A 22,259-nucleotide genomic window follows, 5' to 3' on the forward strand; every position below is an offset into this window, starting at 1 on the left:
AGACGATACTCTCCAGATATGAGTACAGTTGATAGCCTCTGGTATCTCGCGGATCAGGCGACACAGCGCGCAGAACAGGCCGCTCATGACCTCGACAGCCGGTACGAGCCCACGCTTTGCTACGAGCGCACTCGGACCGTCTCCCGACACCACTTCCGGACCCTCGTCGAGCGGATCCAGCAGTCAGGAACGCCGTACGGCACACAGACGATCGTGTACCGCCCGTCAGGCGAACTACTACTGGTGTACCACGAGGATGCCAACAGGTGGGTCCTCCCGGGTGGCTGTGGCCACCGTGGGGAGCGGTTTCGGGAGACAGCCCGCCGCGAACTTCGCGAGGAAGCCGGAATCGAGGCGTCGTACGACGGGCTCGCACTTCGAGCCGACGTGACGGTTCGCTGTGGCGCCACCGAGACGTGGGGCGTGCTGCCGATCTTTGCTGCCGAGGCCGAGACGACGGCCATCGATATCGAGGACCCCGACGAGGAGATCAGCGACGCGCGCTGGTTCGACGAACTGCCGGCGGATACACGGGACCGGGGAGAGATCCTCGCGTGGCGCGACCGGGTGCTCTCCTGACCGTCGGATCAGCCACGATACTCCACCAGCGATCTGACGAGCTTGCGTTCGACTTCTCCGAGTCGTCGCGAGACCTCCGAAGGGCTGACGTCGAGCTCCTCTGCGAGCGTGTCGAGACTGACGGACTTTGGCCGGTCGTAGTAGCCACGTTCGACCGCAAGTCGGGCGGCGCGTAACTGGGTGTCGGTCACGGCATCCGCGGCCGGAGCTGTCGGACTGAATACCGGATTCGACTGGACGTCCTCCGCCCACCGCACGGTGTATCGGTCCGCTTCGCCGAGACAGTCCGTGAGATGCCCCAGCACGTCTCTGGCTCGTTCCCCATCCACGACGGACACGTAGAAGCTAACGTGTGCTGTCGGTGGCTCGACTGCGGTTCCAGCGGTGGAACGTTGGTGTGACATCGTTATTCGACGTGGGTACTCGCTCTCTCGATCTGTTCGTCGACCTGCTCCGGCTCCGGAACGGGCAGCCGTTGCCGCCGTCTGGCGGTAGTGACCGTCTCACAGACCGCGACGACACAGTACTTGTGGAACGGGGCATCCGCAGCAGCGTCGTCGACGAGACGGCGGAGCGCCGGTAACCAGTCGAGATGCTGATCGACAAACGTTCGGTATGCGGCGTCCTCTCCGGACTCCAGGAGTGCAGCCGCATACTCCAGCAGGAGTGCGAGATGATCCGCTTCGTAGGCGTCGGGGATCGACACACCTGCGGCGTCGTATCGGTCCCGCATATCGCTTGCCGGCGGTCCCGACAGCAACCCGTCGCTCGACCAGCCGGCTCGCCAGGGCCGGTAGACCGACTCGACCAGCGGTGCGTACGGTATGGCAAGCCCCTCGAACAGGGCGATGTACTCGCTGTCGAACGCGGCGCGCGTCTCCGGCGCGTGCGTGGGGTCGCCGGGCTCGACGGGTAACGGAATACCGAGCTCATCGGCGTGTCGTGCCAGCTCGTCCGCAAAGCGTTCTTCCCGGACGTCACGGTGCAGTCGATCGTCGGGGTGTTTGAGCCCCTCCGCGAGCAGCGTGTATAACGAGACCCACGTCCCGCGTCGGTCAGTCAGGTCGCCCGCGCTCACAGCGGGGTGTCGATACGAGTCGTGATCGTTGTTCGTGTATCGTTTGGACATGTGTAGTGTGATAGTGGGGGTAGTCGAATGCCGATGCTCAGGTTGTAAGCGGCGCATTGTAGGCCGCAGCGATGACCAGATAGCGGAGCGCGACGCCCCCGAGTACGACAAAGCTGAACTTCATCGTGTAGGCACCGCGGACGAGCTGACCCAGTCGTTCGCTGGTGTGAACGTCGGCCCGCCGCTCGACGGCGATCAGGAGGACCGAAAGCGCCAGCGGAAGCGCGAGCCCGATCGTGACAACGCCGCCCCAGAAGAGGAGTCCGTACTCCGTTGTCAGCAACTCGAAGGCGGCTATTGCACCCGGACCACCGGAGGCGAGCGTCGCCAGCAGCAGGACCAGCACGACGACTTCGCCGAGAATAATGACATCGTCGGCGATGCTGAACGTCGTCACCTTCGTCCCGTGGATTCCCTCGAAAAGGGCCGTCACCCCAATCGTGGCTGCCAGCCCGATCGAGAGCGCGCTCGCGAGGAACAGGAACGGAAGCAAGGTCCCGTCCCAAAGCGGCGTGGTCGCCGAGACGTAGCCGAGTTTGAGCCCCGTGTACGCGACCATCCCGAGCGCGAGCGCCGAGCCGACGCCGGAAAGGGCAAGCCGTCCGGTTCGCCCTGGATTGGTCCAGGCAGCCAGCCGAGTGAGCCACGTATCTATCGGCACGCCACCGCGCGTCTCGATCCACGCGGTGATCCGCCGGGGGAACGCACTCGTGCCGGTGAGTCCACCGCGAACGCGCCCGGTCGCCGTCAGCCTGTGTGGGTCCCACAGCAACCAGAGTGCCTGCAGGACCGCAACGATCGAGAACAACACGATGATCCAGGTCCCGATCACGAGCCACGAGCCGAAGTTAACGAACAGAACCGGGAACAACATCGCCCGGAGCGGCGCGCCGAGATGGAAGAACAGCAGGAAGAACATGCCCGCTGCGACGGCGCCGAGTGCCAGGATGACGCCCCACTGCGTAATCGCACGCATCGACTGTTCGGTGGCCTCATCGCCCGAGCGCCAGCCGAACAGATCGGCGGCAAAGCCGGTCAGATACGCACCGCCGGCGAGCCCGCTGAAGAACAGATACGCGGCGATGTACCAGCCGTACTCCTGCTGGGTCAGCCAGACGAGCCCGTCCGGACTATCCATCATCGCCGTTCACCTCCGCAGTACTTCCGGTCGCGGGTTCGAGGACGAGCGCCGGACCTCCCTCGTCCGCCTGGAACTCCTCGGCCGCTTCTTCCGAAGCTCCGCGGATCAGCTCGTTGATCGGTCCCGCATCGAGCGCTCCCGTCACGCAGTTATCGACACAGGCGGGCGTCTCCCGCGCCGTGTCGGACTCCTCACGCGGTGGGGAACCGTGCCCGTCTCCGGCCCCGGAGCCGAGACAGCCGTGACACTTCTGGACCAGTTCGTTCTCGCCGAACTGGGCCGCGCCGTAGGGACAGGCGTACGAACAGTAGTTACAGCCGATACACCGGTCCTGATCGACGGTGACGATACCGTCTTCCTCCCGTTTTTCGAGGGCGAAGGTCGGACAGACGTCCCGACACTCGGGCTCGCCGCAGTGGTAACAGCTCATCGAGATCGAGACTTCCTCGTAGTCCGGGAACTCGCCCTCGCCGACGTGTTCGACCCGTCGCCACGTGACGCCCTCGTCAGGGTCGATATCGTTCCGAACCTGACAGGCCTGCGTACAGGCGTGACAGCCGATACACTTGTCGGGATCGAAATAAAAGCCCCACTGGCTCATACGCCGTCACCTCCGGCGGGCGCGACTTCGACCGGATGATTCCGATCGGTCTGTCCGGAGACCGGCTCGACGTGTCGTTCGGTGTTCATCGTCATGATGTTCGCCCCGGCCTGATCGGGGGCGATCGAGTACTCGCCGAACCCGGCGACGGTAAACAGCCACCCCGGGCGGACGCCCTCGTAGACGTGAGCAACCAGCTCGACCGCCCCGTCGGGGGATTCGACCCGCACTCGATCGCCGGTTTCGATGCCGCGAGGCTCCGCATCGACCGGATTGATGTGGAGCAAGTTTCCGTCGTACTCCTCGTATCGGAAGCCAAACCGGTCGTGATACTCCTCGACTGCCTCGTCGAGGGCCTGACAGTGGCCACGGGAGAGCTGCTCGACGAACCCGTCGGTCAGCAACAGCGGGTACTCCTCGTCGGTGGTCTCGCCGTACTGGTCGTCGTCCGGCGGGTGCCACTCCGGAGCCGTACTCGCACCGGTCTCCTCGGCGAGGGCGGCGTAGTCGTCGACGACGTCGAGATCGAACTGGAACTTCCCGGTCTCGGTGTCGAAGCCGTCCTCGCGCCACTGCTCGTACCCGACGTCGGAGACGATCTCGTAGCTCTGTTCGGCGACTTCGTCGAACGACAGTCCGACACCCGAGAGCTGCTCGTCGTAGAACTCCGCGGCATCCTCCCACGGGAAGTACTCGCCCCAGCCCAGCTCTTCTGCCAGCGCACTGTAGATCTCGTAGTCGGTCCGGCAGTCGCCGATCGGTTCGATGACGGCGTTCGAGGCGGTGACCCAGCCCGACTCGCTGTACGAGCCGTCCCCACCCGCATCGAGGAAGGGCTGTTCGAGGGTCGACGCGGCGGGGAACACGACGTCGGCGCGACGGCTGACCCCGCTCCAGAACGCGTCGACAGTGATCACGAGATCCATCGCCTCCAGCGCCTCGGCCCACGCGTCACTGTTACCGCTTTTGAGCGGGGCCGACCAGTTGTTGACAAAGCCACGGATGTCGCCGCGTTCGACCGCCATGGGGACCGCGTTGTGCGAGAGGTCGCGGATGTGGCGCTGGTAGGGATAGTCGTCGTAGTCCGGCGTGGGCCGATCCTCGTGGTTGGCCGGGACGTCGATACCTCGCTCCTCGAACGGGTCGGCGAGCGAGAAGCCGGACTGCCAGTGGCGGGTGCCGCCCTCCCGATCGATGTTGCCGACCAGCCCGTTGAGCGCGTGGACGTTCTGGCAGTTCTTGAAGCCGTTGCCCTGAAACGCGAGGCCGGTCCACGGGAACGCAACTGAACTGGGAGCAGCCTCGGCGAAGCCGACGGCGAGTTGCCTGATAATCTCGGCATCGACATCGGTGATCTCCGCGGCCCACTCGGGCGTCTTGTCGGCGACGGCGTCGCGGTATGCCCCGAAGCCGTGAGTCCACTCCTCGACGAACTCCTCGTCGTAGAGCTCTTCTTCGATAATGACGTGGCCCATTGCGAGCGCGAGTGCTCCGTCGGTCCGCGGTTCGATCGGGATCCACACGTCGGCGATTTCGGCCGTCTTCGTGTACCGTGGATCGATGCAGACGAGCGTTGCGTCGTTTTCCTCGATCGTCTCCATGATCGCTTTCGGCTCCCACTGACCGCGGAACGATTCTATCGGGTTCCGCCCCCACGCGATCATGAACTCCGAGTTCTTCCAGTCGGGCCACTCGCGGCCGTAGCCGGCCATCCACTCCCAGGAATCAGAAAAGGGGCCGTGACAGGTCGTTTTGCGGCCGACCTGCAGCGGCGCGCCGTACAGGTCCCGGAAGAGCAGGTCGTGGAAATCGCCACCGAGGGGATAGCCCTGGTAGCGAAGGAGTTTCTCCGGACCGTGCTCCTCACTGAACGCTTCGAGTTGTGCTGCGGCGTACGTGATCGCCTCGTCCCAGTCGGCGGCGCGCAAGTCACCGTCCTCGCGGATATACGGGCGGGTGATCCGGTTGGGGTTGTACGTCTTATCGAGCTGGGCGAGCCCTTTCGAGCACAGCGTTCCCTCGGTCCCGGCCCCGGCGCTGGCCTTCGGGTGACCATCCACGCCGGTGAGATCGACAGCCTCGCCGTCTTCGAGGACGACCTCCTGCCCGCAGCTCGCCCGACAGATCCAGCAGTTGTTGTGGACCGTCTGTCGGTTCGCTGCCGTGGCGGACTCCTCGTCTCCACGGCCGACACAGCCAGCGACCGCGGCTGCGAGCGCTCCGGCAGAGCCCTTGAGGAACGTCCGCCGCCGTACTGAGTTCGATTCCCCCTCGCTCATCTACTGCCACCTCGGTTCATGATTTCCCTCGGTAGTATGTAACAACGTGACTACCCAGAGGGTCACTCCTAACTGTGAGGCTCTTTAAGTCCCCTCGGCAAAACTATCGCAGGCCGCCTCCAGAACGAGTTTTCGCTCGGCCGATCGCAGCCGCTGGGAGAGGGTCCCTTTCGAGATATCGAACTGCTCGGCCAGTTCCTCCAGGGATGTCGTCCGGGGCTGGTCGTAGTAGCCGTCTGCGACCGCTCGCTGTAGCGTCTGCTGCTCTAACTCGGTGAGAATGCCGAAATCGATCGTTCGCAGGTCGGACAGCTCGGCGTCGGTCCCGTGCTGGGCCAACTTCTGGACCGTGACATCACCGATCGCCGAGAGGTCTTCGACGATCTCCGTCAGTATCGTGCGGGACCGAACGTGTGCCTCCACCCGAACACCGGTTTCGGTGACGGCCGCAATCTCGGCACTGAACCCATCACGATCGAGGAGTTCGTAGTAACACTGCCCCTCGTGGCAGGGCTGTTCGACCTGTTCGATTCGCGCCTCGTTTCTGTCACTAGGTGCTCCCTCGACCGTTAGCGAGCATCTGTTCCCGTCGCTACGGCGGGAAACGGAGTCGAGCGTATCCTCCTGGGAACCGAGCTTCCGCATCGCACACGGATGCGTGCCGGGAAGGTCGAGTTCCAGCTCGACGTAGAGATCGAGCGTTTCAGCACCCGGAAAGAGCGAACTCATATGATACTGTACTGTTCCCCACAGGGGTATCAGTAAAGCCCCATATTACAGGTGTTTAATAGTGATCGTTCGGTCGGGCAGCTACGGCCCGTGACTGACGCCGTCGCGGTCGTCGGCACGCATTCGTCGCAACGCTGCGCGGGCGTTGCTCGCGTCGTAGCCGAACAGGACTGCCTCGGCGTATGCGTCGGCGACTTCGGCGGCGTGGATCAGCTCGTCGATGTCGATGTCGACGGCGTAGAGTTCGACGCTGAACGGCGTCTCCAGCAGCGACTCGAAGCCCTTCGCGATCGTCTCCAGCCAGTAGGTCGTCGAATAGGCCATATCGTACAGGGGAATGACGAACTCGTCGACGTGCTCGGCCAGTGCGTCGACGTCGATCCCCGCTCGTTCGTAGAGATGGCCGGGATAGGGATCGGGATACAGCGTCAGATACGTCTTTCCGTCGACGAGTGCCGAAGCCTCTTCGATGAACTCGGTGACGACGTCGGCGCGCCACGCGAGGCGGTCCTCGAACTCGCTGTCGGCGAACAGCCGATCACAGCGCTCGCAGTGACAGTACCCCTCGCGGGGGAAGCCGACGTCGTCGAGTCGGACCTCCCCGAGCGCGGCACACTCCTCGATAATCTCTAATAGTCCCTCCCGGTACTCCGGCTGTGTCGGACAGATATAGGCCCAGTCGAAGTAGGGCTGATCACGGGTCGCTCGCTTGCCGTCCTCGCTTACCGGCACCAGCGATGGCTCGGCCTCTGCAGCGGCGTTGTCCCCGAAACAGGAGACCATATTGACCGCGTTCGGAACTGGTTCGGTGGCCCGACCCGTGACATCTTTGACCTCGTGGAACGCCCGGTCGAACTCCGCCCAGCCGAGCTCTTCCTCGTTGCGCGTGACGACGCCGTACATACGCACGGATAGGCGGCGAGAAGGGTAAGTGGTTCGTTCAGCTGTATTCGACGTCGATTTCCTCTTCGGTAGACAGTAGTTTCCAGAGCGCGACGACTACGGCGACCACGAGCAGCAGTTTGATCAGGCGGGACATAAATGTCAGTTCGTCGCAAGGGAATATAATGTTTGCTGATCCAGCAACCCGGTGTCGTCGGACCTGTGAACGTCGATTACTCGTCGTCTGCGGGTTTCGGTTCCGTGACGATCCCTTGCTCGTTGCTCGCGATGATGATGATCTGGTCGGTGACGTCTTCCATCGTGTTGTGGAGTTCGTCGAGGAGGATGGCGAACTCGCGGTAGACCAGCGGCTGTTCGATCGCGTCGTCGGCGAAGGCTTGCTCGATCACGCCGTTACGAATATCGTCACAGATGCTCTCGATCTCGCTTACTCGATCGATTCCGTCGACGAGTGAGACGGACGCGTCGGTGGTACAGAGTGCGTGGATGAACTGGGCGACGACCTCTTCGAGCACCGTGACCGCCTCAATCGTGTGCTCGGCGAGCTCGTGGAGCCCCTCGAAACACTCGTTGTCGTGTGGCGGGTTGACGATCACGAGCTCGTCGGCGATCCGTTCTGCGAGATTCGCGACCGTATCGAGGTTCTTGTAGAACTCCAGCAGAGCGGAGGCGTTGTAGTGGATCCGGGAGTTCAACAGCCCCATCTCGCCGGGACCGGCGTTCGTGATCGCGGCGTTGATATCGTGTATGATATCGTCACAGTCGCTTTCGAGCGTTTCGATCCGCTCGACGGTTTCGTCCGTCGGTTCGCCGGCTGCGTACTGATCGAACAGCTCCGGCAACAGCGTGACACAGTCCTCGAATCGATCGAGGTAGTCGGTGGTATGGGCTTCGAGTTGCTCCCCGAAGTCGACATCTGATGGCATCCTGTCGCAGTGTAACCGGTATCGGCACTAATATGTGCCGTCTGTTACCGTCGGGAGGGAATCGATTCCCAACTCAGTGGTCGACGCGATCCTCGACCTCGGGTGCGGTGACGTCGACGCCACACTCGTTCAGCGCCTCGGCGACCGCTGCGAACGGCGACCCACGGGGGACCTCGAACGGATCGGACGGCGACCAGGCGTGGCGGACGGTCCACCCGGAATCGACCACCAGCAACGCCCGGCCGGGGATGTCGCGGTGGCCGTGCCAGTCGTCAAGACTCACGCCGTAGGAATCGGCGATCCCGGCGTGAAAGTCACTGATGACGGGAAAACCGATCCCGAGTCGCCGTGCAGCCGAGGCGTTCGCAAACAACGAGTCTCCTGTAATTGCCCATACGAGCAGGTCGCCGCGGTCGTCCCACCCCGACTCTCCGAGTGCGCGCAGGTCGTCTTCACAGACGGGCGCGTGTGCCGATGGGGCGAAGGCGAGGACGACAGCCTCGACGTCGTCGATGAACTGATGGAGATCGTAGATCGCGGGCTCGCGGTCGATGACGCCTGGAAGAGAGAAATCAGGGGCTTTCTGACCGGGCGAGATCATACACTCACTCCGACGGTCAGCCGAAAAAGTCTAGCGGTCGGCCGATCAGACGGTCTGAAGGTACTTCTCGTTGACTTCCCACTCGCCCTCTTCGTTCTCTATCATGTACTCGCCGTAGTAAGGAACCCGATTGTCGACCGTCTCACGAAACTGCTCGCGGATCTCCGATTTCGTCATCTCGCCCATCGAGCGCAGGTCGTCGTTGCGGTTGAGACAGCCCTTGAGATAGCCGTCGTGGGTCACGCGTACCCGGTGGCAGTTCCGACAGAACGACTCGTTGCCGACGGGATCGACGATCTCGACCATTCCGGCACCATCGTCTGGCTCGTCGGCATCAGCGTTGCCGCCGATCCAGTAGCGCTTGCGTCCGTGCATCTCGCGGATCTCGATCTCCTCGGCTTGCTCGGCGAGCCACTCGTGGACCCGTTCGATCTCGATAGCCCATTCCGGATGTCCAGCCAGTTCAGGCATATACTCGATCAACTGGAGCTGAAGGCCGTCGTTTTCGGCGACGTGCTCAACCATCTCGGGGACGTAGCCCGCCGTTTTCTCGAACACGACCATGTTCAGTTTCACTGGATGGAGTCCGGCTTCGAGGGCGGCGTCCACGCCCTCCAGCACTCGATCGAACGCGCCGCTTTTTGTCACTTCGGCGAAATCTTCGGAATCCATCGAGTCCTGTGAGATGTTCACCCGTTCGAGTCCGGCATCGACGAGGTCGGGCGCACGGCCGGGCAGGAAGGTCCCGTTCGTCGTCAATGAGACCTCCATCTCGTCGGGCGTCCGTCGGATGATATCTTCGAGGTCCTGTCGGAGCATCGGCTCGCCACCGGTGAATTTGACCTTCTGCACGTCGAACTCGCTGGCTACTTCCAGAAACCGGACCACGTCGTCGGCGCTCATCTCATCGTCCTGTGGCTCCATCGGCCCGCGAGTATCTCCCAGCCCCTCGTTGTGACAGTAGACGCAATCGAAGTTACAACGGTCGGTCAGGGAGATCCGGACGCCGGAGACCTCCCTGCCGAACCCGTCGGTCAACATACGTCCTCCTTCGAGAGGATAGTGCTTAAAACCACTGTCGGATTTCGGACTACTGTAACTGTTTGTGGTTACATCTCTCGAAGCCGCTTCGGGACACGAGCGGCCGGACGTTCATACGTGATCGGGCGGCCAGAGAGTCACGATGGAACCGCTGGGAGTACAGCCCGTCCTTGACCCCGAGTTGACGCTTCTCACGCTCGCATGCATTGGCGTCGGTTCAACGATGGGGGCGATTAGCGGGCTGATCCCTGGCCTGCACGCCAACAACTTCGCACTCGTACTGGCGTCGTTTGCGCCCGCAGTCCCGGCATCTCCGCTACTGGTCGGCGTGGCGATGCTCTCGGCGGGCGTCGTCCACACGTTTGTCAACGCCGTACCAGCGCTCGCCCTGGGGGTGCCTGACGCCGAGACCGCAGTGACCACGCTGCCCGCACACCGTCTGGTCCAGCAGGGCCGCGGGGAGGAGGCGATCCGACTCACGGCACTCGGTAGTCTACTGGCAGTATGCTGTGGGGCAGTCCTGGCCTTCCCGATCACTCGTGGAATGGAGTCGAACTACCCGGCGATTATGGCCCATATGGAGTTGCTTCTGGTGGCTGTCGTCGTGGCGATGATCGTCGCCGAACCGACGCGTCGCGCGCAGATCGGTGGGGCAGTTGGGATCGGGGCAAGCGCAGCACTCGGCGCGGTGACACTCTCGATCGATCCAGCCGCACCGCTGGACGCTGGGGGGATGCTCGCGCCGCTGTTCGCGGGGCTGTTTGGCGCACCGATCCTGCTCGATGCGATGGCTGGGGGCGGTATCCCGGACCAGCAGGACCCGAAGATACGATCGACACGCCGGAGAGTGCTGGCGACTGCCGCTGCGGGCACGCTTGCAGGTGCGGTCGTTGGGTACCTGCCCGGAATTTCGGCCGCTATCGCCGCAGTCGCCGTTCTTGCCCTCCTGCCGGGCGGTGTCGACGATCGGGGGTACGTGGTCGCCACGAGTGGTGTCGATACTGCAAACACGATCTTTGCGCTCTTTGCGCTCTCGGCGATCGGACAGCCACGAACCGGCGTGATGGTCGCATATCAGGAAACGGGGGCACCGGTTGAACTTCCCCTGTTGCTGGCGGCAGTCGCGCTGTCGGGGATCATCGGCTTTCTCATCGTGCTCACCGTCGGCGACTGGTACCTGCAGGTCGTCGGAAAGATGGATTACCGGGTACTCTCCGTGAGCGTTATCGCGCTCCTGGTCGTTCTCTCTGCATTGCTTGCCGGACCAACTGGAATCGCCGCATTCGTCGTCGCGACGCTGATAGGGCTCGTCCCGCCACATCTCGGCGCTCGCCGTGTTCACCTGATGGGCGTACTGATCGGGCCGCTGGTACTGAGCCTCTAGCCGCGTCCAGAAGAAAACGGTTAAAAGCGGTGACGGGATACAAAGGTGTATGAGCAAGTCCCAGAAGGCGCGAGCCCAAAAGTGCGTCTCGTGCGGGATCAACATCGCAGGAACGAGCGCTGCGTCGTTCAAGTGCCCGGACTGCGGTGCCCAGATCGTCCGCTGTGCGAAGTGCCGCAAACAGAGCAACCTGTATGAATGCCCGGACTGCGGGTTCCGAGGGCCGTAACCATGGGAAAAGTCGCCGCCGCTGTCAAGGTCATGCCACAGAGCCCCGAGATCGACCTGGACGAACTTCAGGACCGTCTGGAAAGCTCTCTGCCCGAGGGCGCGAAGATCAACGGCGTCGAACGTGACGACGTCGCGTTCGGTCTCGTTGCGCTCATTCCGACCGTGATCGTTCCGGACGATGCGGGCGGTACCGAAGCTGTCGAGGAAGCGTTCTCTACTGTCGAGGGCGTCGAAAGCGTCGATGTCCAGAACGTCGGCCGGATCTAGGACGACACTCGATTTTCCGACCTCGCTGCATCCAGCAGTCACGTGATTGCTGGCGGGGAACAATCTTTATGACACTGCTATGTGTACACCATTCTCATGGACGAAGCGTCCGCACGACTTCTCTGTCCGGAATGTGGTAAAAACTGGCAGTCGGCCGTGAGCGGACTTCCACACTCGCGGGACTTGTTTCACTGTCCAAACTGCCACGCGAGCCGTCAGCTCGCGGAATTTATGCGTACCGATCGGGATCTGGAGACGCTCCAGCAGTTCGAGTAGCTACTCTCCGGTCGGTGAGATCGCGCCACAGGCCTCACAGCGAAGCACCCGCGCGCCCCGCTCGCGCTCGAACCGGGTGTCCGGAAGCCCACATTCGTTACAGAGCACGAACTCTTCGGCGTACTCGTCGAGTGCGTCAGAGATGCGTGTCTCACGGAATGATCCGGTGAGTCGGGCTCGGCCACTTTCGTCGATCTCGCCGTTTGTCCCAAGCTCGCTTTGCAGGAACTTGATCACGTGAGTGTCCTCGCGCCCGAACCGATCGACCGTGGACTGGAAGTTCTCGAACACCGTTGTCGAACCTTCCTCCCGAACAGTCGGGTCAGGGATACTGAATCGGCCAGACTCATCAGTAATGTCCGGTGTTTTTTCGATCGCTCGGTCGAGTTGCTTCTCGTAGTCCATATCCGGCTCTAGCTAACAAAAGAACAAAAACGTTCAGTACCTCGCACGTATTCGTTACCAGTAAGTTTAGCTTACGCCTGACAGCACGGGGGCGAACTGCGTATCCGAACGCTGAGCGTACCGTTCGGGACGAAGACATGTGGTAACGGCTCTCAGGATAATAATATAACCCTGCACTCTATAGACGTATGTGCCCATGAAGAAGCAGGAGCTCATTCACCTTCACGGACTGCTCGCAGAAGTATCCAACAACTACGAAGAGTACAACGAGCTTTCGCTCGACTACTCCGACTACGAGGATCTCGGTGTACGACCGACATCCATCCACAAATCGAAAACCGATCACAAGGCCGCTGTCTTTGCGCTTGCGAACTGTATTACCTCTGATCTCGAAGAAGAAACCGAAGCCGTTCCTGCGACCGCCGACTGAGATCTCTCCAATTGCGATCCTCCCTGAAGCCACACTTCCCTAGCGGTGCGCTCGTCGAACGTTGCGCACGCAGATGAATACAATACTGTCGAGTGCAGAGTTTCGCGCTGATTGGCTACTCGATCAGGTCCTCGAACTCCGGGAGGATCTCTTCGTCATCGGATGACTCGGCAGCTCGTCGCTCGTCGGGGTCGTCGTTCTCGGTGCCCTGCTGGCTCCCGCCGTTGTCGCCGTCATGCTCGTCCCCGTTCCCGCTATCGGCCTGGCCCTCATCCTCCTCGTCGCCTTCCTCGATCGTTTCGACTTCGAGCACTTCCAATGGGATGTTTTCGAGACGTTGTCCGATCTCCTTGCGGGCGATCCGCGAGGCGTGCTCTTCGCGCTCGACGTTGAACACGGTCATCTCCAGTTCGAGGGCGACCAGCGCCTCGTCGGCAGCGATGAACGCCGGTTCGAGCTCACCGTCGCAGTGCGGACACGCGCGGTCGCTCATGTCAATTTCGACGTAGTTGAGGTCCGGGTTGAGCATCGCACCCGTTTTCGAGATGGCGATCCGAACGGCCTCGTCAGGCGTTTCCACGTCGTATACCGGCACGGCAGCCTCGACGACAACTCTGCAGTTCATGCTCGTTTATGTCCTTCGGATCGAAACAGTATGAAGGTTAGCCCTGATCTCATCCCCTCCGAGAACACCTCTATTTACGAACTGCCCGGTCAGTCCCCGTTCTGGACCGGTAGCGACCCGACCGCATCCTCAACGATCCGGAGCGTGTCGACCGCGTCGTCGTTGTCCACGACTAGCGAGAGCTCGCCGCCGACACCCGCGGCCGCGGCAAGTTCGATCCCTGCTGCACGGAGGCGCTGACAGATGCACCCCAGCGCGCCGGGTGGCACATCGCCGGATGCCGAGATGGCGGTGTGCGGTCCATCCGGCTCCACGCCGACATCGCCGAGTTGGAGCAACGCATCGGGATTCGGAGCCTCGGTGATCCCGACTCGTCGTTGCATCGTCACTGTCGCGTGAACCGACTCCTCGTCGTACGATTCCAGCTCCTCACCGAAGCGCCGAAGCGCGGTTGCGATCGCGTCTTCGTCACCGTCGATTTCGAGAAACCGGGCGGCCGCAGTATAGTTGAGCACACCTGCCCGAAGTGCATCGAAGAGGAACGGCTGCTCGCGGACGGCCGATCGAGTCTGCTCTGCGAGTGACATATCGCTCTGGACGGCCCCCGGCAAATTAAGTCATAGGGCCCTCACTGCGAGTGATTCCGCAGCCGAAGTCCCTAAGAGAGTTCGGGCCTGAGCGTCGTCCATGCAAGCGCTGGTTATCGTCGCACACGGTTCGCACCTGAATCCCGACTCCAGTACGCCCACGTACGATCACGCGGATCGGATCCGCGGGACAGGCGCGTTCGACGAGGTCAAAGAGGCCTTCTGGAAGGAAGAACCGAGCTTTCGGGAAGTACTTCGCACCGTCGAGAGCGACGAAGTGTACGTCGTGCCCATGTTTATTAGCGAGGGATACTTTACCGAGCAGGTAATCCCCCGTGAGCTCCGGCTGGACGGTTGGGATGTCGACGAGTGGGACTCCGAAGACGGCGTCAGTGCCACACAGGCGACGCTTGGAGCGGGCGATGTCGAAAAGACGATCCACTACTGCGGCCCGGTCGGCACTCACGAAGCGATGTCGGATGTGATCGTCCAGCGTGCCGAGTCGGTTACTGCCGGCCACGACGCGAGCATCGACGACGGGTTCGGCCTTGCGGTCGTCGGTCATGGAACCGAGCGCAACGAGAACAGCGCGAAGGCGATCTACTATCACGCCGATGCGATCCGCGAGCGCGGCCGGTTCGACGAGGTCCAGTCCGTCTTCATGGACGAGGAGCCCGAAGTCGACGACGTCACCGATTTCTTCGAGTCGAGAGATATCGTCGTCGTGCCTCTCTTCATCGCGGATGGCTTCCACACCCAGGAGGACATCCCCGAAGACATGGGGCTGACCGACGACTACCGGACCGGCTATCCGGTCCCGGGCGAGGTCAACGGTCACCGCCTCTGGTACTCCGGCGCGGTTGGCACGGAGGCGCTGATGGCCGACGTAGTGCTCGAACGTGCTGCGGACGCCGGAGCGGACGTCGGAACAGCTATCGAACAGGTACGCGAGGAGACGAGCGACGAGCCGGTGGCGGGTGACTGATGAACGCAACACAGTTTGACGCCCTGCTATCGGCCGCCGAGGAAGGGATCGACTTCGAGGCGCTGACCGTGGAACAACACGGGGAGGAGTATGCCTTCCACATCCTCGACGAGGAGTTCTCCGAACTCACCGAGAGCGAGCTCCACGAAGTCGCCACGGAGCACTCGCCATACGTCACCGACTGGTACTACTGGACCCACGTCGTTGACACCACGAAAGCGGACCGACTGGCCTTCCTGCAGTGGCTCGAAGACGCGGATGGACTCGCTCCACCGGCACGCTACGCTGAACTGGACGACGGGGTGACCTGTCACTGGGGACAGCTGGCGATCACGACCACGGTCGGCGAGGACGGGATCAGACAGTACGACGTACGACACGTCGACGACGTGGATCACGACGCCGCGGACCTCGATACCTACGACGACCCGCTTTCTGCGCGTGATCTCACGACATACGACGATGACGGGCGCTATCGACCCCTCAAAACCGCCCCGACGCTTCAGTCCGGCTGGGTCTTTCCCGCGCTCGACGCGCCGGACGTGCTCCAGACGGTCGAGTATATCTATCCTGCAACCGTTCCGAACTGGCACCGCGAGCGCGAGGGTGAACTGGATATCACCCACTGGCGCGACACTGCAGAACGACAGACGGGCATCTACGAGATTATCGAGGAACTCGACCGCGAGGCAGTCGAGTGTATCGCCGAGGCCTGCTGTGTCGACTCCCAGTGTACCAAACGCCGTGAGTGGCAGTACGCCGAGGATGACCACCTCGCCGCGGACGGCGGGGACGGCGAGTACCCGTGTCGGGAGCCGTGCTCGCTCGTCGTCGCCGCGGCGCGCAAGTGGACGACGCTCGAAAACGAGTCGGAAAAGACGTTCCAGATCGATCTAACGCTGAGCGAACTCCGACAGATCGAGGAGATCATCGACACGGTCGCGGAGGGTCGCGTCGACGAGATCCGCGAGGCCGACGTTTACAAGGGGGCCAACCGATATCGTGCGCGCTATCTGCGAGCCAAACGGTTCGACGAGGACGGCGAGCTAGCTGCTCACGAAGTCGAGGAGTAGTCGTTTGGCCCATACGTCCTGTAACACTACGACTGCAATCCAATAGCGACGCTCCCGGTAACCGCGAGGACGACCAGTATCACGGCGAGCACGACCACGAGGCTGTCGATCAGCAAAGCGGTAGCTACCGCGAGCACGAGCGCAAGCACACCCAGCGCGACTAGCGCGATCGTCCCCGGGTCGTCGAAGCTATCAACGAGATTCTGGAGGTCGCTCAGTGGCACCGTCTCACCGGTGCCACTACCGTTCGCTCTCTTCGGGGTCGGAGCCGCGTCGACGCCCGTCTGCTGGGGGGTGACAACGGAGATCGGGAGCTCGACCCGTGTCTGTCCGTATCCCGTCGAGATCGTCAGTACACCTTCCAGCGGTCGGTGGGCAGTCGTGATGTCGACAGCAATGCGGATCGTCTCCTCGGTGGGGACAAAGGGATTCGGCGTCGCGACCGCACCGCCAGCGGCGAGGTCACCGCCGAGTCCGATGTTGACATGCGATGCGTCGCCATGGTTCTCGATAATGACCTCGAAGCCCTCCGCCACCGCCAGTGAGGACTCCACTGGCTCGATGGCGTGACGTTCGTCGCGGTTCAGATGGACGCGGAGGTCGTCGGACACATCTCACCGGTTGCAGCGAGAGGGTAAAAAGGTTGACACCGACGCTCAGGCCGCTTCGCGCATGTCCGGCGGCAGCAAGTTCGGGATCCCGTCCTCGATCGGATAGGTTTCACCACAGTCGGTACAGGTCAGCGAGCCTTCCAGGATCTCCTCGCCCTCGCGCTCGTGGACCTCCAGTTCGAGTTCAGCTTTGTCGAGCGGACAGCAGATGATGTCGAGCAGCGACTCTTTCATGTTCTACTGGTTGGATGCGAGGGAGAAAAACGTGCGGGTTTGCGGTCAGTTCTCGAAGGGGTTCTCGCGGACGACCGTCTCGTCGCGGCCCGGTCCGACACCGATGGCGTAGACCGGCGTGTCGAGTTCTTCGCTGAGATACTCGAGGTAGGTCTTCGCGTTCTCGGGGACGGCCTCGTAGCCCTCCCGGGCAACGTCGCCCCAGTCGACGTCCTCCCACCCCTCGAAGGTTTTCAGGTTCGGTTCACAGCGTTCCCAGCGCTCGGTCGTTGCCGGGATCGTATCGATCTCTTCGCCGTCTACCGTGTACGTGTGGCCGACCTTCACCTCGTCGAGTCCGGCCAGCACGTCGATGTGATTGACCGCGAGTCCGGTGAAACCATTCGCGCGGGCGGCGTGACGGAGCATCGGCATGTCGAGCCAGCCGACCCGGCGTGGGCGGCCAGTGACGGTCCCGAACTCGCCGCCCTCCTCGCGGATGTAGGTGGCGAGTTCGTACTCCTCGCCCTCGCCGGTGCCCTCGATCTGTTCGTCGACGTCGCCCAGCTCGGTCGGGAGCGGCCCCGACCCCACGCGCGAGAGATAGGCTTTGACGATGCCGATGACTTCGCCCTGCCCGACGGTCGTGGGGCCGAGACCGGTGCCGACTGCCGCGCCACCCGCGGTCGGGTTCGAGGACGTGACGTACGGGTAGTTTCCGTGGTCGATATCGATCGATGTGCCCTGCGCGCCCTCGAACATCACTTCGCCGCCGTCCTCGATCGTCTCGGCAAGGAACTCACCTGCTGCGACGGTCATGTTCTCCTCGTCGAGGCGCTCGCCGAACCGTCGGTACTGCTCGTAGAGCGCGCTGACGTCGAAGGCGTTCTGCACGTCAACGCCCTCGATAACGTCGTCGACGTCGGCAAGCGACACGTTGTAAACATCCTCGATCAGCGCGCGCTTCTGGGGGACGACGTACTCCAACCGCTTTCGGAGCACGTCGGGATCGAGCAGATCGCCGATGCGGATGCCCCGACGTCCCGCTTTATCCTCGTAGGTTGGGCCGATGCCTCGGCCGGTCGTGCCGACCTTGATGTCGGTGTCGCTTTTGACGTCCTCCTCGATGTTGTCGAGCACGCGGTGATAGGGGAGAATAGTGTGTGCACGACGCGCGACGCGGACGTCCGGATCGAGTCCCTGCTCGCGGAGCGTATCGATCTCGTCGAACAGGGTCTTCGGGTTGACGACACAGCCGTTGCCGAGCACCCCGACCTTTCCACGAACCGCTCCACTCGGAACGAGCGAGAGCTTGTACTTGGTCCCGTCCTCGACCACGGTGTGGCCGGCGTTGTCGCCACCCTGATATCGGGCGATTACGTCGGCAGCGTCGCCGTAGAGGTCGACGACGCCACCTTTGCCTTCGTCGCCGAGCTGGGACCCGACGATGGTTACGGTCATAACACAGTCGGGTTCTATCGCTCCCGATAAACCGATTACGGTTTGTGTGGTTCGGACGCGAATCTCCTGTGGCGCGTGCACGCTTATGTTTCATGTTAGCATAGCCCTACTTGGGGACGATGATGGCACAACAGCGACTGTCGCGGAGTGACGACGTTCCAGGCCAGAGCCACGTCGGGATGACCGACCCCGTCGTCGAGACGAGAGCAAAGGGCGAACGGTGCGATGGGGCCGAAACCAGCGGCGTAAGTCGGCGAGCGGTTCTTGGCGGTGGGATCGGTACGTCCACAACACTTCTCGCACAACAAGAGGACGGTGACGAAGAACCTGACGACGCAGAAAACGGCGAGGACGGAGAAACAGTAACTGTCGAACTCGTCGATTTCGCGTACGAACCGGGCACCGACAGCCCACTTGTGATCCCGCCCGGGACCACCGTCGAGTTCGTCTGGATCACCGATACCCACAACATTGCTGTCGACTCCCAGCCTGACGAGGCCGACTGGGAGGGGCATGATCCGATCGAGGATACAGGATTCGAGTACGAGTTCACGTTCGAGGTACCGGGCACCTACGAGTTTCACTGTGACCCACACCTCTCTGTCGGGATGGTTGGAACGATTCAGCTCGAAGAGGGAGCGACCACGAACGGTGACAACGGCACTGCCCTGCCGGTCATACCAGGAGACGCGATTACACTTGCAGTCGCGACCATCGCTGCGCTGGTGGTCGTCACGTTTATGGCCTATTTTTTCATCAAGTACGGGACGGAGTACGAGGAGGAACCCTGACCGAGGACCGAACGTGTTAACTACCACCACGAGAAAGGATACAGTCAGTCGATTCTCTTGATTCGGAGGGCAACCTTTAAAACCTGCTACGACAAGTTAACAAATGCCATGATAGACCGGCTTGAGAAAGAAGTGGACATGCTGGAGCGGCATCTGCAGGTACTGAAGATGGTCATCGAGAGCGAGCCGATCGGAATCGTCAAGATGTCCAACGAAACAGGATACCCCCACCACAAGGTGCGTTACTCCCTGCGCGTGCTCGAAGAGGAGAACCTCATCGAGCCGTCCAGTCAGGGTGCGATCACGACCGAACGGACCGCGGAGTTCGTCGACGAACTCGACGCGAAACTCGACGATATCGTCGACAAACTAGACACGATGAAAATCGACGACGCGGTCGAAGTCCAGAGCTAGAGCTCCGGTACGTTCAGGTGGAACTCGTCGCCGCGCGCCTCGACGAGACAGAGATGATAGCCCTGTTTTCTGGACTGCTTGACGAAGCTCATTCGGGAGTCCCGACTCAGGAAGCTCCCGCTCGTCGCCTCGCTTGCGGCTTCGAGCGCTCCCGGTTCGAAAAAGGACGATGTCACAAGGAAGGCGGCACTCAACGTCTCCGAACTCTCTTTGACACGGCTCGCATCGGACTCCAGTTCGACGAGCATCCGCTCGCCTGCGGGGTCTCGCGAGTCCGAAATATCGGCCACGATCAGGGGCTCTCCCATCCGGTTTCGTAACACGACGTCGAACGCGGCGACCTCGGTCACCTCCTCGCCGTTCTCCGTGTACGCGAGCTCGATTTCCCCATCGAACTCCACACGATCGATATCCGGGATGACGTCGTAGAGGTCACGCAGGCCGCTCTGATTGCCCGTATCCTGAATCTCGTAGAGCAGCGTCTCGACGATCCAGTCGACGAACTGCATCTCCAGTGTTCCATCGAGGAACGCGTCGTACGGCTCGCCCTGCACGGCGACGGATTCGGCGTCGAACGTCGTATGACGTTCGAGTTGCAGGTTCGCGTTGACGTCCTCTGCGGTTGCCGCACCGTCGTGTGCCGCCTCCAGGGTCGCCTCACCCTTCGACCCGTACCGGACGAACAGATTCGTCCCGGAAATCGCCTGTGAGGGCTGGATCTGCTGGCTCGAATCGTAGGCCGTTTTCCCGGCTGCTTCGAGAGTCGCCTCGAGTTCGTCACGTTCGGAGCGGAGTCGCTCGACCTCGTGTTCGAGCTGTTCGACCGTGTCGGCAAGCGACTCGTTTTCGGCGGCCAGCTCGTCGCGTTCGGTTCGGAGCTCTTCGCGGGTTGCTTCGAGTTGATCAATCTTCGCTTCCAGTTCGTCGATCCGTTCTTCACGCTCGGCGACCCGCGCTTTCGGAACCGTCGCGGCGTTCGAGTGCCTGTCTTCAGAGACTGTGGTCCTACTCGCGCGTTCGTCTCCGTCGCTGGAGCGCTGTTCAGTGGTCGGATTCTCACGCCGGTCCGGTGTCGACCTGGCCTGTCGACCCGTCTCCGACAGTGATCGCTGCTGCCCCGCTTGCCCGGGACTGCTTCGGGTGGTCGCTGGCGACTCGGCGGCTTTCCCGGTCGCGTCCTCGGTATCGGGTCCTGGATGTTCAGTATGGGTCGGGTCAATCGAGGGAATCACCGTTGTTTCGCGCCAGTCTGCCTCCGCCTCGATGGGGTCATCCTGCGCATCGTCGGCTCCCGGCGGCGCATTTGATCCAGATGGCGTGTCCGATTCGGTCCGTTCCGATGTCGTGACAGACCCGGTGTCATCATCACTGGTTGTTGGCTCGTCCGGAACTGCGTCACTGGTCGTCGTCTCGCTTGGCACCGTCGCACTGGTCGTCCCTTCGTCTGCGCTCATCTCACCGCTGACTGACGTGTCGTCGACGTTTTCGCCGATACGACTTCCAGTATCTGCGGGCTGTGCCGTGACTTCCGTCGACTCTTTCGGCGGTGCATCGGCCGTCGTTCTCCCGTTAACGGGCCGGTCGTCGGACTGCTCTGTGGTCGGTGAGTTGCCAGTTTCGATTGACGCGTCGTCCGTCCCGTTACGCTCGCCTGTGGAAGTAGAGGAGCGTTCCTCCTCGGGGGACTGTCCGTGGGTATCTGACTTCCGAGTAGTCGACACGTCTGCGGTGTCCTCAACACCATCCGGGGCCGTATTAGTCGTCGGAGTAGCGTTCCCAACCGTCTCCCCGTCTGTCTGTCCCACGTCCGCTTCTTGCTGAGCGCTTGCCCGGCCGTCCCTCGAGGAGTCCGGCGCTGTCGCGGACACCGCGTCGGAGGTGTTCTCGTTGGCCCCTGTCGTCTCGGCAGGCTCATCCGTTGCCGGGGTAGAGTCGACCGCCGGGGGTCCCCGGACAGAATCGGACGTTTCCGGGGACGTACCGCCGTCCTCTGTCGATGGGTCGGTACTCTCGGCACGCTCCGGTTCGGGCTCCGCTTCCGGGATCTCGATGACGTCGACATCGGCGTCAACGACCTCGTAGATGCCGACTTCGTCGTTCGCGCGCTCGAACGCCTCGTCACCTCCCAGGAGCTCCTCTCTGGTGCCGACGAAGGCGGCACTCATCGAGCGACCGCCATAATAGACGACGAAGTAGTCGCCACTGAGGACGTTTTCGCTCAGTTCGAGGTAGCCGGTAAACGACCCCGAAGTAAGCGTGTTATCGACCTCGCTGACGGGAGTGTCTTCAGTGTAGTACTTCGCTCGTGTCTCAGTCTCGCCTTCCCACATCGTGAACAGCAGTGGGAGTGCGGGCTCGGGGGCGACGTAGGCGGTGCCCGATCCGTCCTCGAACGCCTCGATACTGCCGTCGTGAACGCCGATAATCCGGCCGTTGAGCATGAACAACCACGTCCCAGCGGTCTCGACCGCGCCGGTAAACTCCGTTCCGGCGAGATCACGGAGCCCCTCGTACCCTCCGGAGTAGGGTCGGGACTCCCACCGCTCGACGCGCTCAAGCGTGCGCGTATTCATATAC

At 62.2% G+C, this 22,259-nt stretch carries 27 protein-coding genes; 10 read left to right on the top strand and 17 right to left on the bottom strand.

Translation table 11 applies throughout. The annotated features are described in order from the left end of the window. Positions 1 to 18 precede the first annotated feature (18 nt). A complete protein-coding gene (locus AArcS_RS03135) occupies positions 19 to 579 on the top strand; it encodes an NUDIX hydrolase (protein WP_238478970.1) in 561 nt (186 codons plus the stop codon). Between the two features lie 8 nt (positions 580 to 587). On the opposite strand, the gene AArcS_RS03140 is transcribed toward AArcS_RS03135, so the two are convergent. The 10 genes from AArcS_RS03140 to moaA all read right to left on the bottom strand — a co-directional run bounded on the left by AArcS_RS03140 (position 588) and on the right by moaA (position 9,929). Then, the gene (locus AArcS_RS03140; protein ID WP_238478971.1) at positions 588 to 983 is read right to left on the bottom strand and encodes a helix-turn-helix domain-containing protein; all 396 of its coding nucleotides are present in this window, start codon (positions 981 to 983) and stop codon (positions 588 to 590) included. Positions 984 to 985: 2 nt separating this feature from the next. Next, a complete protein-coding gene (locus tag AArcS_RS03145; RefSeq protein ID WP_238478972.1) occupies positions 986 to 1,708 on the bottom strand; it encodes a molecular chaperone TorD family protein in 723 nt (240 codons plus the stop codon). A gap of 37 nt (positions 1,709 to 1,745) precedes the next feature. After that, positions 1,746 to 2,849 carry an NrfD/PsrC family molybdoenzyme membrane anchor subunit gene (gene nrfD, locus AArcS_RS03150; protein ID WP_238478973.1) on the bottom strand — a complete coding sequence of 368 codons (1,104 nt, stop codon included), beginning with the start codon at positions 2,847 to 2,849 and terminating at the stop codon, positions 1,746 to 1,748. Then, on the bottom strand, positions 2,839 to 3,450 hold the full coding sequence (locus AArcS_RS03155; RefSeq protein ID WP_259372675.1) for a 4Fe-4S dicluster domain-containing protein: 612 nt from the start codon (positions 3,448 to 3,450) through the stop codon (positions 2,839 to 2,841). Before AArcS_RS03155 ends, nrfD begins: the two co-directional genes overlap by 11 nt. Continuing rightward, the gene (locus AArcS_RS03165; protein ID WP_238478974.1) at positions 3,447 to 5,729 is read right to left on the bottom strand and encodes a molybdopterin-containing oxidoreductase family protein; all 2,283 of its coding nucleotides are present in this window, start codon (positions 5,727 to 5,729) and stop codon (positions 3,447 to 3,449) included. The genes AArcS_RS03155 and AArcS_RS03165 overlap by 4 nt, the downstream gene beginning before the upstream one ends. A gap of 84 nt (positions 5,730 to 5,813) precedes the next feature. Next, entirely contained in the window at positions 5,814 to 6,458 is a 645-nt protein-coding gene (locus AArcS_RS03170; protein WP_238478975.1) for a helix-turn-helix domain-containing protein, read from the bottom strand. Between the two features lie 81 nt (positions 6,459 to 6,539). Then, the gene (locus AArcS_RS03175; protein WP_238478976.1) at positions 6,540 to 7,361 is read right to left on the bottom strand and encodes a hypothetical protein; all 822 of its coding nucleotides are present in this window, start codon (positions 7,359 to 7,361) and stop codon (positions 6,540 to 6,542) included. A gap of 212 nt (positions 7,362 to 7,573) precedes the next feature. Further along, entirely contained in the window at positions 7,574 to 8,287 is a 714-nt protein-coding gene (locus AArcS_RS03180; protein WP_238478977.1) for a DUF47 domain-containing protein, read from the bottom strand. A gap of 73 nt (positions 8,288 to 8,360) precedes the next feature. After that, positions 8,361 to 8,888, bottom strand: a complete 528-nt coding sequence (locus AArcS_RS03185) for a redoxin domain-containing protein (RefSeq protein WP_238478978.1) — start codon at positions 8,886 to 8,888, stop codon at positions 8,361 to 8,363. A 45-nt stretch (positions 8,889 to 8,933) separates the two neighbouring features. Continuing rightward, the gene (moaA, locus tag AArcS_RS03190) at positions 8,934 to 9,929 is read right to left on the bottom strand and encodes a GTP 3',8-cyclase MoaA (RefSeq protein ID WP_238478979.1); all 996 of its coding nucleotides are present in this window, start codon (positions 9,927 to 9,929) and stop codon (positions 8,934 to 8,936) included. A 142-nt stretch (positions 9,930 to 10,071) separates the two neighbouring features. On the opposite strand from moaA, the gene AArcS_RS03195 reads away from it, so the two are divergent. From AArcS_RS03195 to AArcS_RS03210, 4 genes are all read left to right on the top strand, one after another. Continuing rightward, complete coding sequence (locus AArcS_RS03195; protein WP_238478980.1) at positions 10,072 to 11,313, top strand: tripartite tricarboxylate transporter permease; 1,242 nt, start codon at positions 10,072 to 10,074, stop codon at positions 11,311 to 11,313. 49 nt (positions 11,314 to 11,362) lie between these two features. Next, a complete protein-coding gene (locus AArcS_RS03200) occupies positions 11,363 to 11,542 on the top strand; it encodes an HVO_2753 family zinc finger protein (protein WP_238478981.1) in 180 nt (59 codons plus the stop codon). A 2-nt stretch (positions 11,543 to 11,544) separates the two neighbouring features. Then, on the top strand, positions 11,545 to 11,811 hold the full coding sequence (locus tag AArcS_RS03205) for an elongation factor 1-beta (protein WP_238478982.1): 267 nt from the start codon (positions 11,545 to 11,547) through the stop codon (positions 11,809 to 11,811). A gap of 96 nt (positions 11,812 to 11,907) precedes the next feature. Then, positions 11,908 to 12,087: a DUF7836 family putative zinc-binding protein gene (locus tag AArcS_RS03210; protein ID WP_238478983.1), complete on the top strand. Its 180-nt coding sequence runs from the start codon at positions 11,908 to 11,910 to the stop codon at positions 12,085 to 12,087. Here the strand turns inward: AArcS_RS03210 and AArcS_RS03215 are convergent, their stop codons facing one another. Next, on the bottom strand, positions 12,088 to 12,492 hold the full coding sequence (locus tag AArcS_RS03215; RefSeq protein ID WP_238478984.1) for a translation initiation factor IF-2 subunit beta: 405 nt from the start codon (positions 12,490 to 12,492) through the stop codon (positions 12,088 to 12,090). A 196-nt stretch (positions 12,493 to 12,688) separates the two neighbouring features. Between AArcS_RS03215 and AArcS_RS03220 the strand changes: the two genes are divergently transcribed. Next, entirely contained in the window at positions 12,689 to 12,922 is a 234-nt protein-coding gene (locus AArcS_RS03220; protein ID WP_238478985.1) for a UPF0058 family protein, read from the top strand. Positions 12,923 to 13,037: 115 nt separating this feature from the next. Here AArcS_RS03220 and AArcS_RS03225 read toward each other — a convergent pair whose 3' ends face one another. Both AArcS_RS03225 and AArcS_RS03230 read right to left on the bottom strand, forming a co-directional pair. Continuing rightward, positions 13,038 to 13,547 carry a DUF555 domain-containing protein gene (locus tag AArcS_RS03225; protein WP_238478986.1) on the bottom strand — a complete coding sequence of 170 codons (510 nt, stop codon included), beginning with the start codon at positions 13,545 to 13,547 and terminating at the stop codon, positions 13,038 to 13,040. Positions 13,548 to 13,636: 89 nt separating this feature from the next. Then, positions 13,637 to 14,134: a DUF7523 family protein gene (locus tag AArcS_RS03230; RefSeq protein WP_238478987.1), complete on the bottom strand. Its 498-nt coding sequence runs from the start codon at positions 14,132 to 14,134 to the stop codon at positions 13,637 to 13,639. Positions 14,135 to 14,234: 100 nt separating this feature from the next. Between AArcS_RS03230 and AArcS_RS03235 the strand changes: the two genes are divergently transcribed. Together AArcS_RS03235 and AArcS_RS03240 are read left to right on the top strand one after the other, a co-directional pair. Then, on the top strand, positions 14,235 to 15,119 hold the full coding sequence (locus tag AArcS_RS03235) for a CbiX/SirB N-terminal domain-containing protein (protein ID WP_238478988.1): 885 nt from the start codon (positions 14,235 to 14,237) through the stop codon (positions 15,117 to 15,119). Then, positions 15,119 to 16,192, top strand: a complete 1,074-nt coding sequence (locus AArcS_RS03240) for a DR2241 family protein (RefSeq protein ID WP_238478989.1) — start codon at positions 15,119 to 15,121, stop codon at positions 16,190 to 16,192. The genes AArcS_RS03235 and AArcS_RS03240 overlap by 1 nt, the downstream gene beginning before the upstream one ends. A gap of 26 nt (positions 16,193 to 16,218) precedes the next feature. Here AArcS_RS03240 and AArcS_RS03245 read toward each other — a convergent pair whose 3' ends face one another. The 3 genes from AArcS_RS03245 to AArcS_RS03255 are packed head-to-tail and all read right to left on the bottom strand — an operon-like array spanning position 16,219 to position 18,477. Further along, positions 16,219 to 16,803 carry a DUF7524 family protein gene (locus tag AArcS_RS03245; RefSeq protein WP_238478990.1) on the bottom strand — a complete coding sequence of 195 codons (585 nt, stop codon included), beginning with the start codon at positions 16,801 to 16,803 and terminating at the stop codon, positions 16,219 to 16,221. Positions 16,804 to 16,848: 45 nt separating this feature from the next. Beyond that, entirely contained in the window at positions 16,849 to 17,037 is a 189-nt protein-coding gene (locus AArcS_RS03250; RefSeq protein WP_238478991.1) for a methytransferase partner Trm112, read from the bottom strand. 45 nt (positions 17,038 to 17,082) lie between these two features. Then, positions 17,083 to 18,477 (bottom strand): adenylosuccinate synthase, encoded by a 1,395-nt coding sequence (locus AArcS_RS03255; protein WP_238478992.1) that lies wholly within the window; start codon positions 18,475 to 18,477, stop codon positions 17,083 to 17,085. A 119-nt stretch (positions 18,478 to 18,596) separates the two neighbouring features. Here AArcS_RS03255 and AArcS_RS03260 point away from each other — a divergent pair, with 119 nt between their 5' ends. Both AArcS_RS03260 and AArcS_RS03265 read left to right on the top strand, forming a co-directional pair. Continuing rightward, on the top strand, positions 18,597 to 19,268 hold the full coding sequence (locus AArcS_RS03260) for a cupredoxin domain-containing protein (protein WP_238478993.1): 672 nt from the start codon (positions 18,597 to 18,599) through the stop codon (positions 19,266 to 19,268). 108 nt (positions 19,269 to 19,376) lie between these two features. Next, positions 19,377 to 19,682 (top strand): hypothetical protein, encoded by a 306-nt coding sequence (locus tag AArcS_RS03265; RefSeq protein WP_238478994.1) that lies wholly within the window; start codon positions 19,377 to 19,379, stop codon positions 19,680 to 19,682. On the opposite strand, the gene AArcS_RS03270 is transcribed toward AArcS_RS03265, so the two are convergent. Beyond that, positions 19,679 to 22,255 carry a DUF7527 domain-containing protein gene (locus tag AArcS_RS03270; RefSeq protein ID WP_238478995.1) on the bottom strand — a complete coding sequence of 859 codons (2,577 nt, stop codon included), beginning with the start codon at positions 22,253 to 22,255 and terminating at the stop codon, positions 19,679 to 19,681. The genes AArcS_RS03265 and AArcS_RS03270 overlap by 4 nt on opposite strands. Between the last annotated feature and the right edge of the window lie 4 nt (positions 22,256 to 22,259).

The organism is Natranaeroarchaeum sulfidigenes (assembly GCF_017094485.1).
Taxonomy (GTDB): domain Archaea; phylum Halobacteriota; class Halobacteria; order Halobacteriales; family Natronoarchaeaceae; genus Natranaeroarchaeum; species Natranaeroarchaeum sulfidigenes.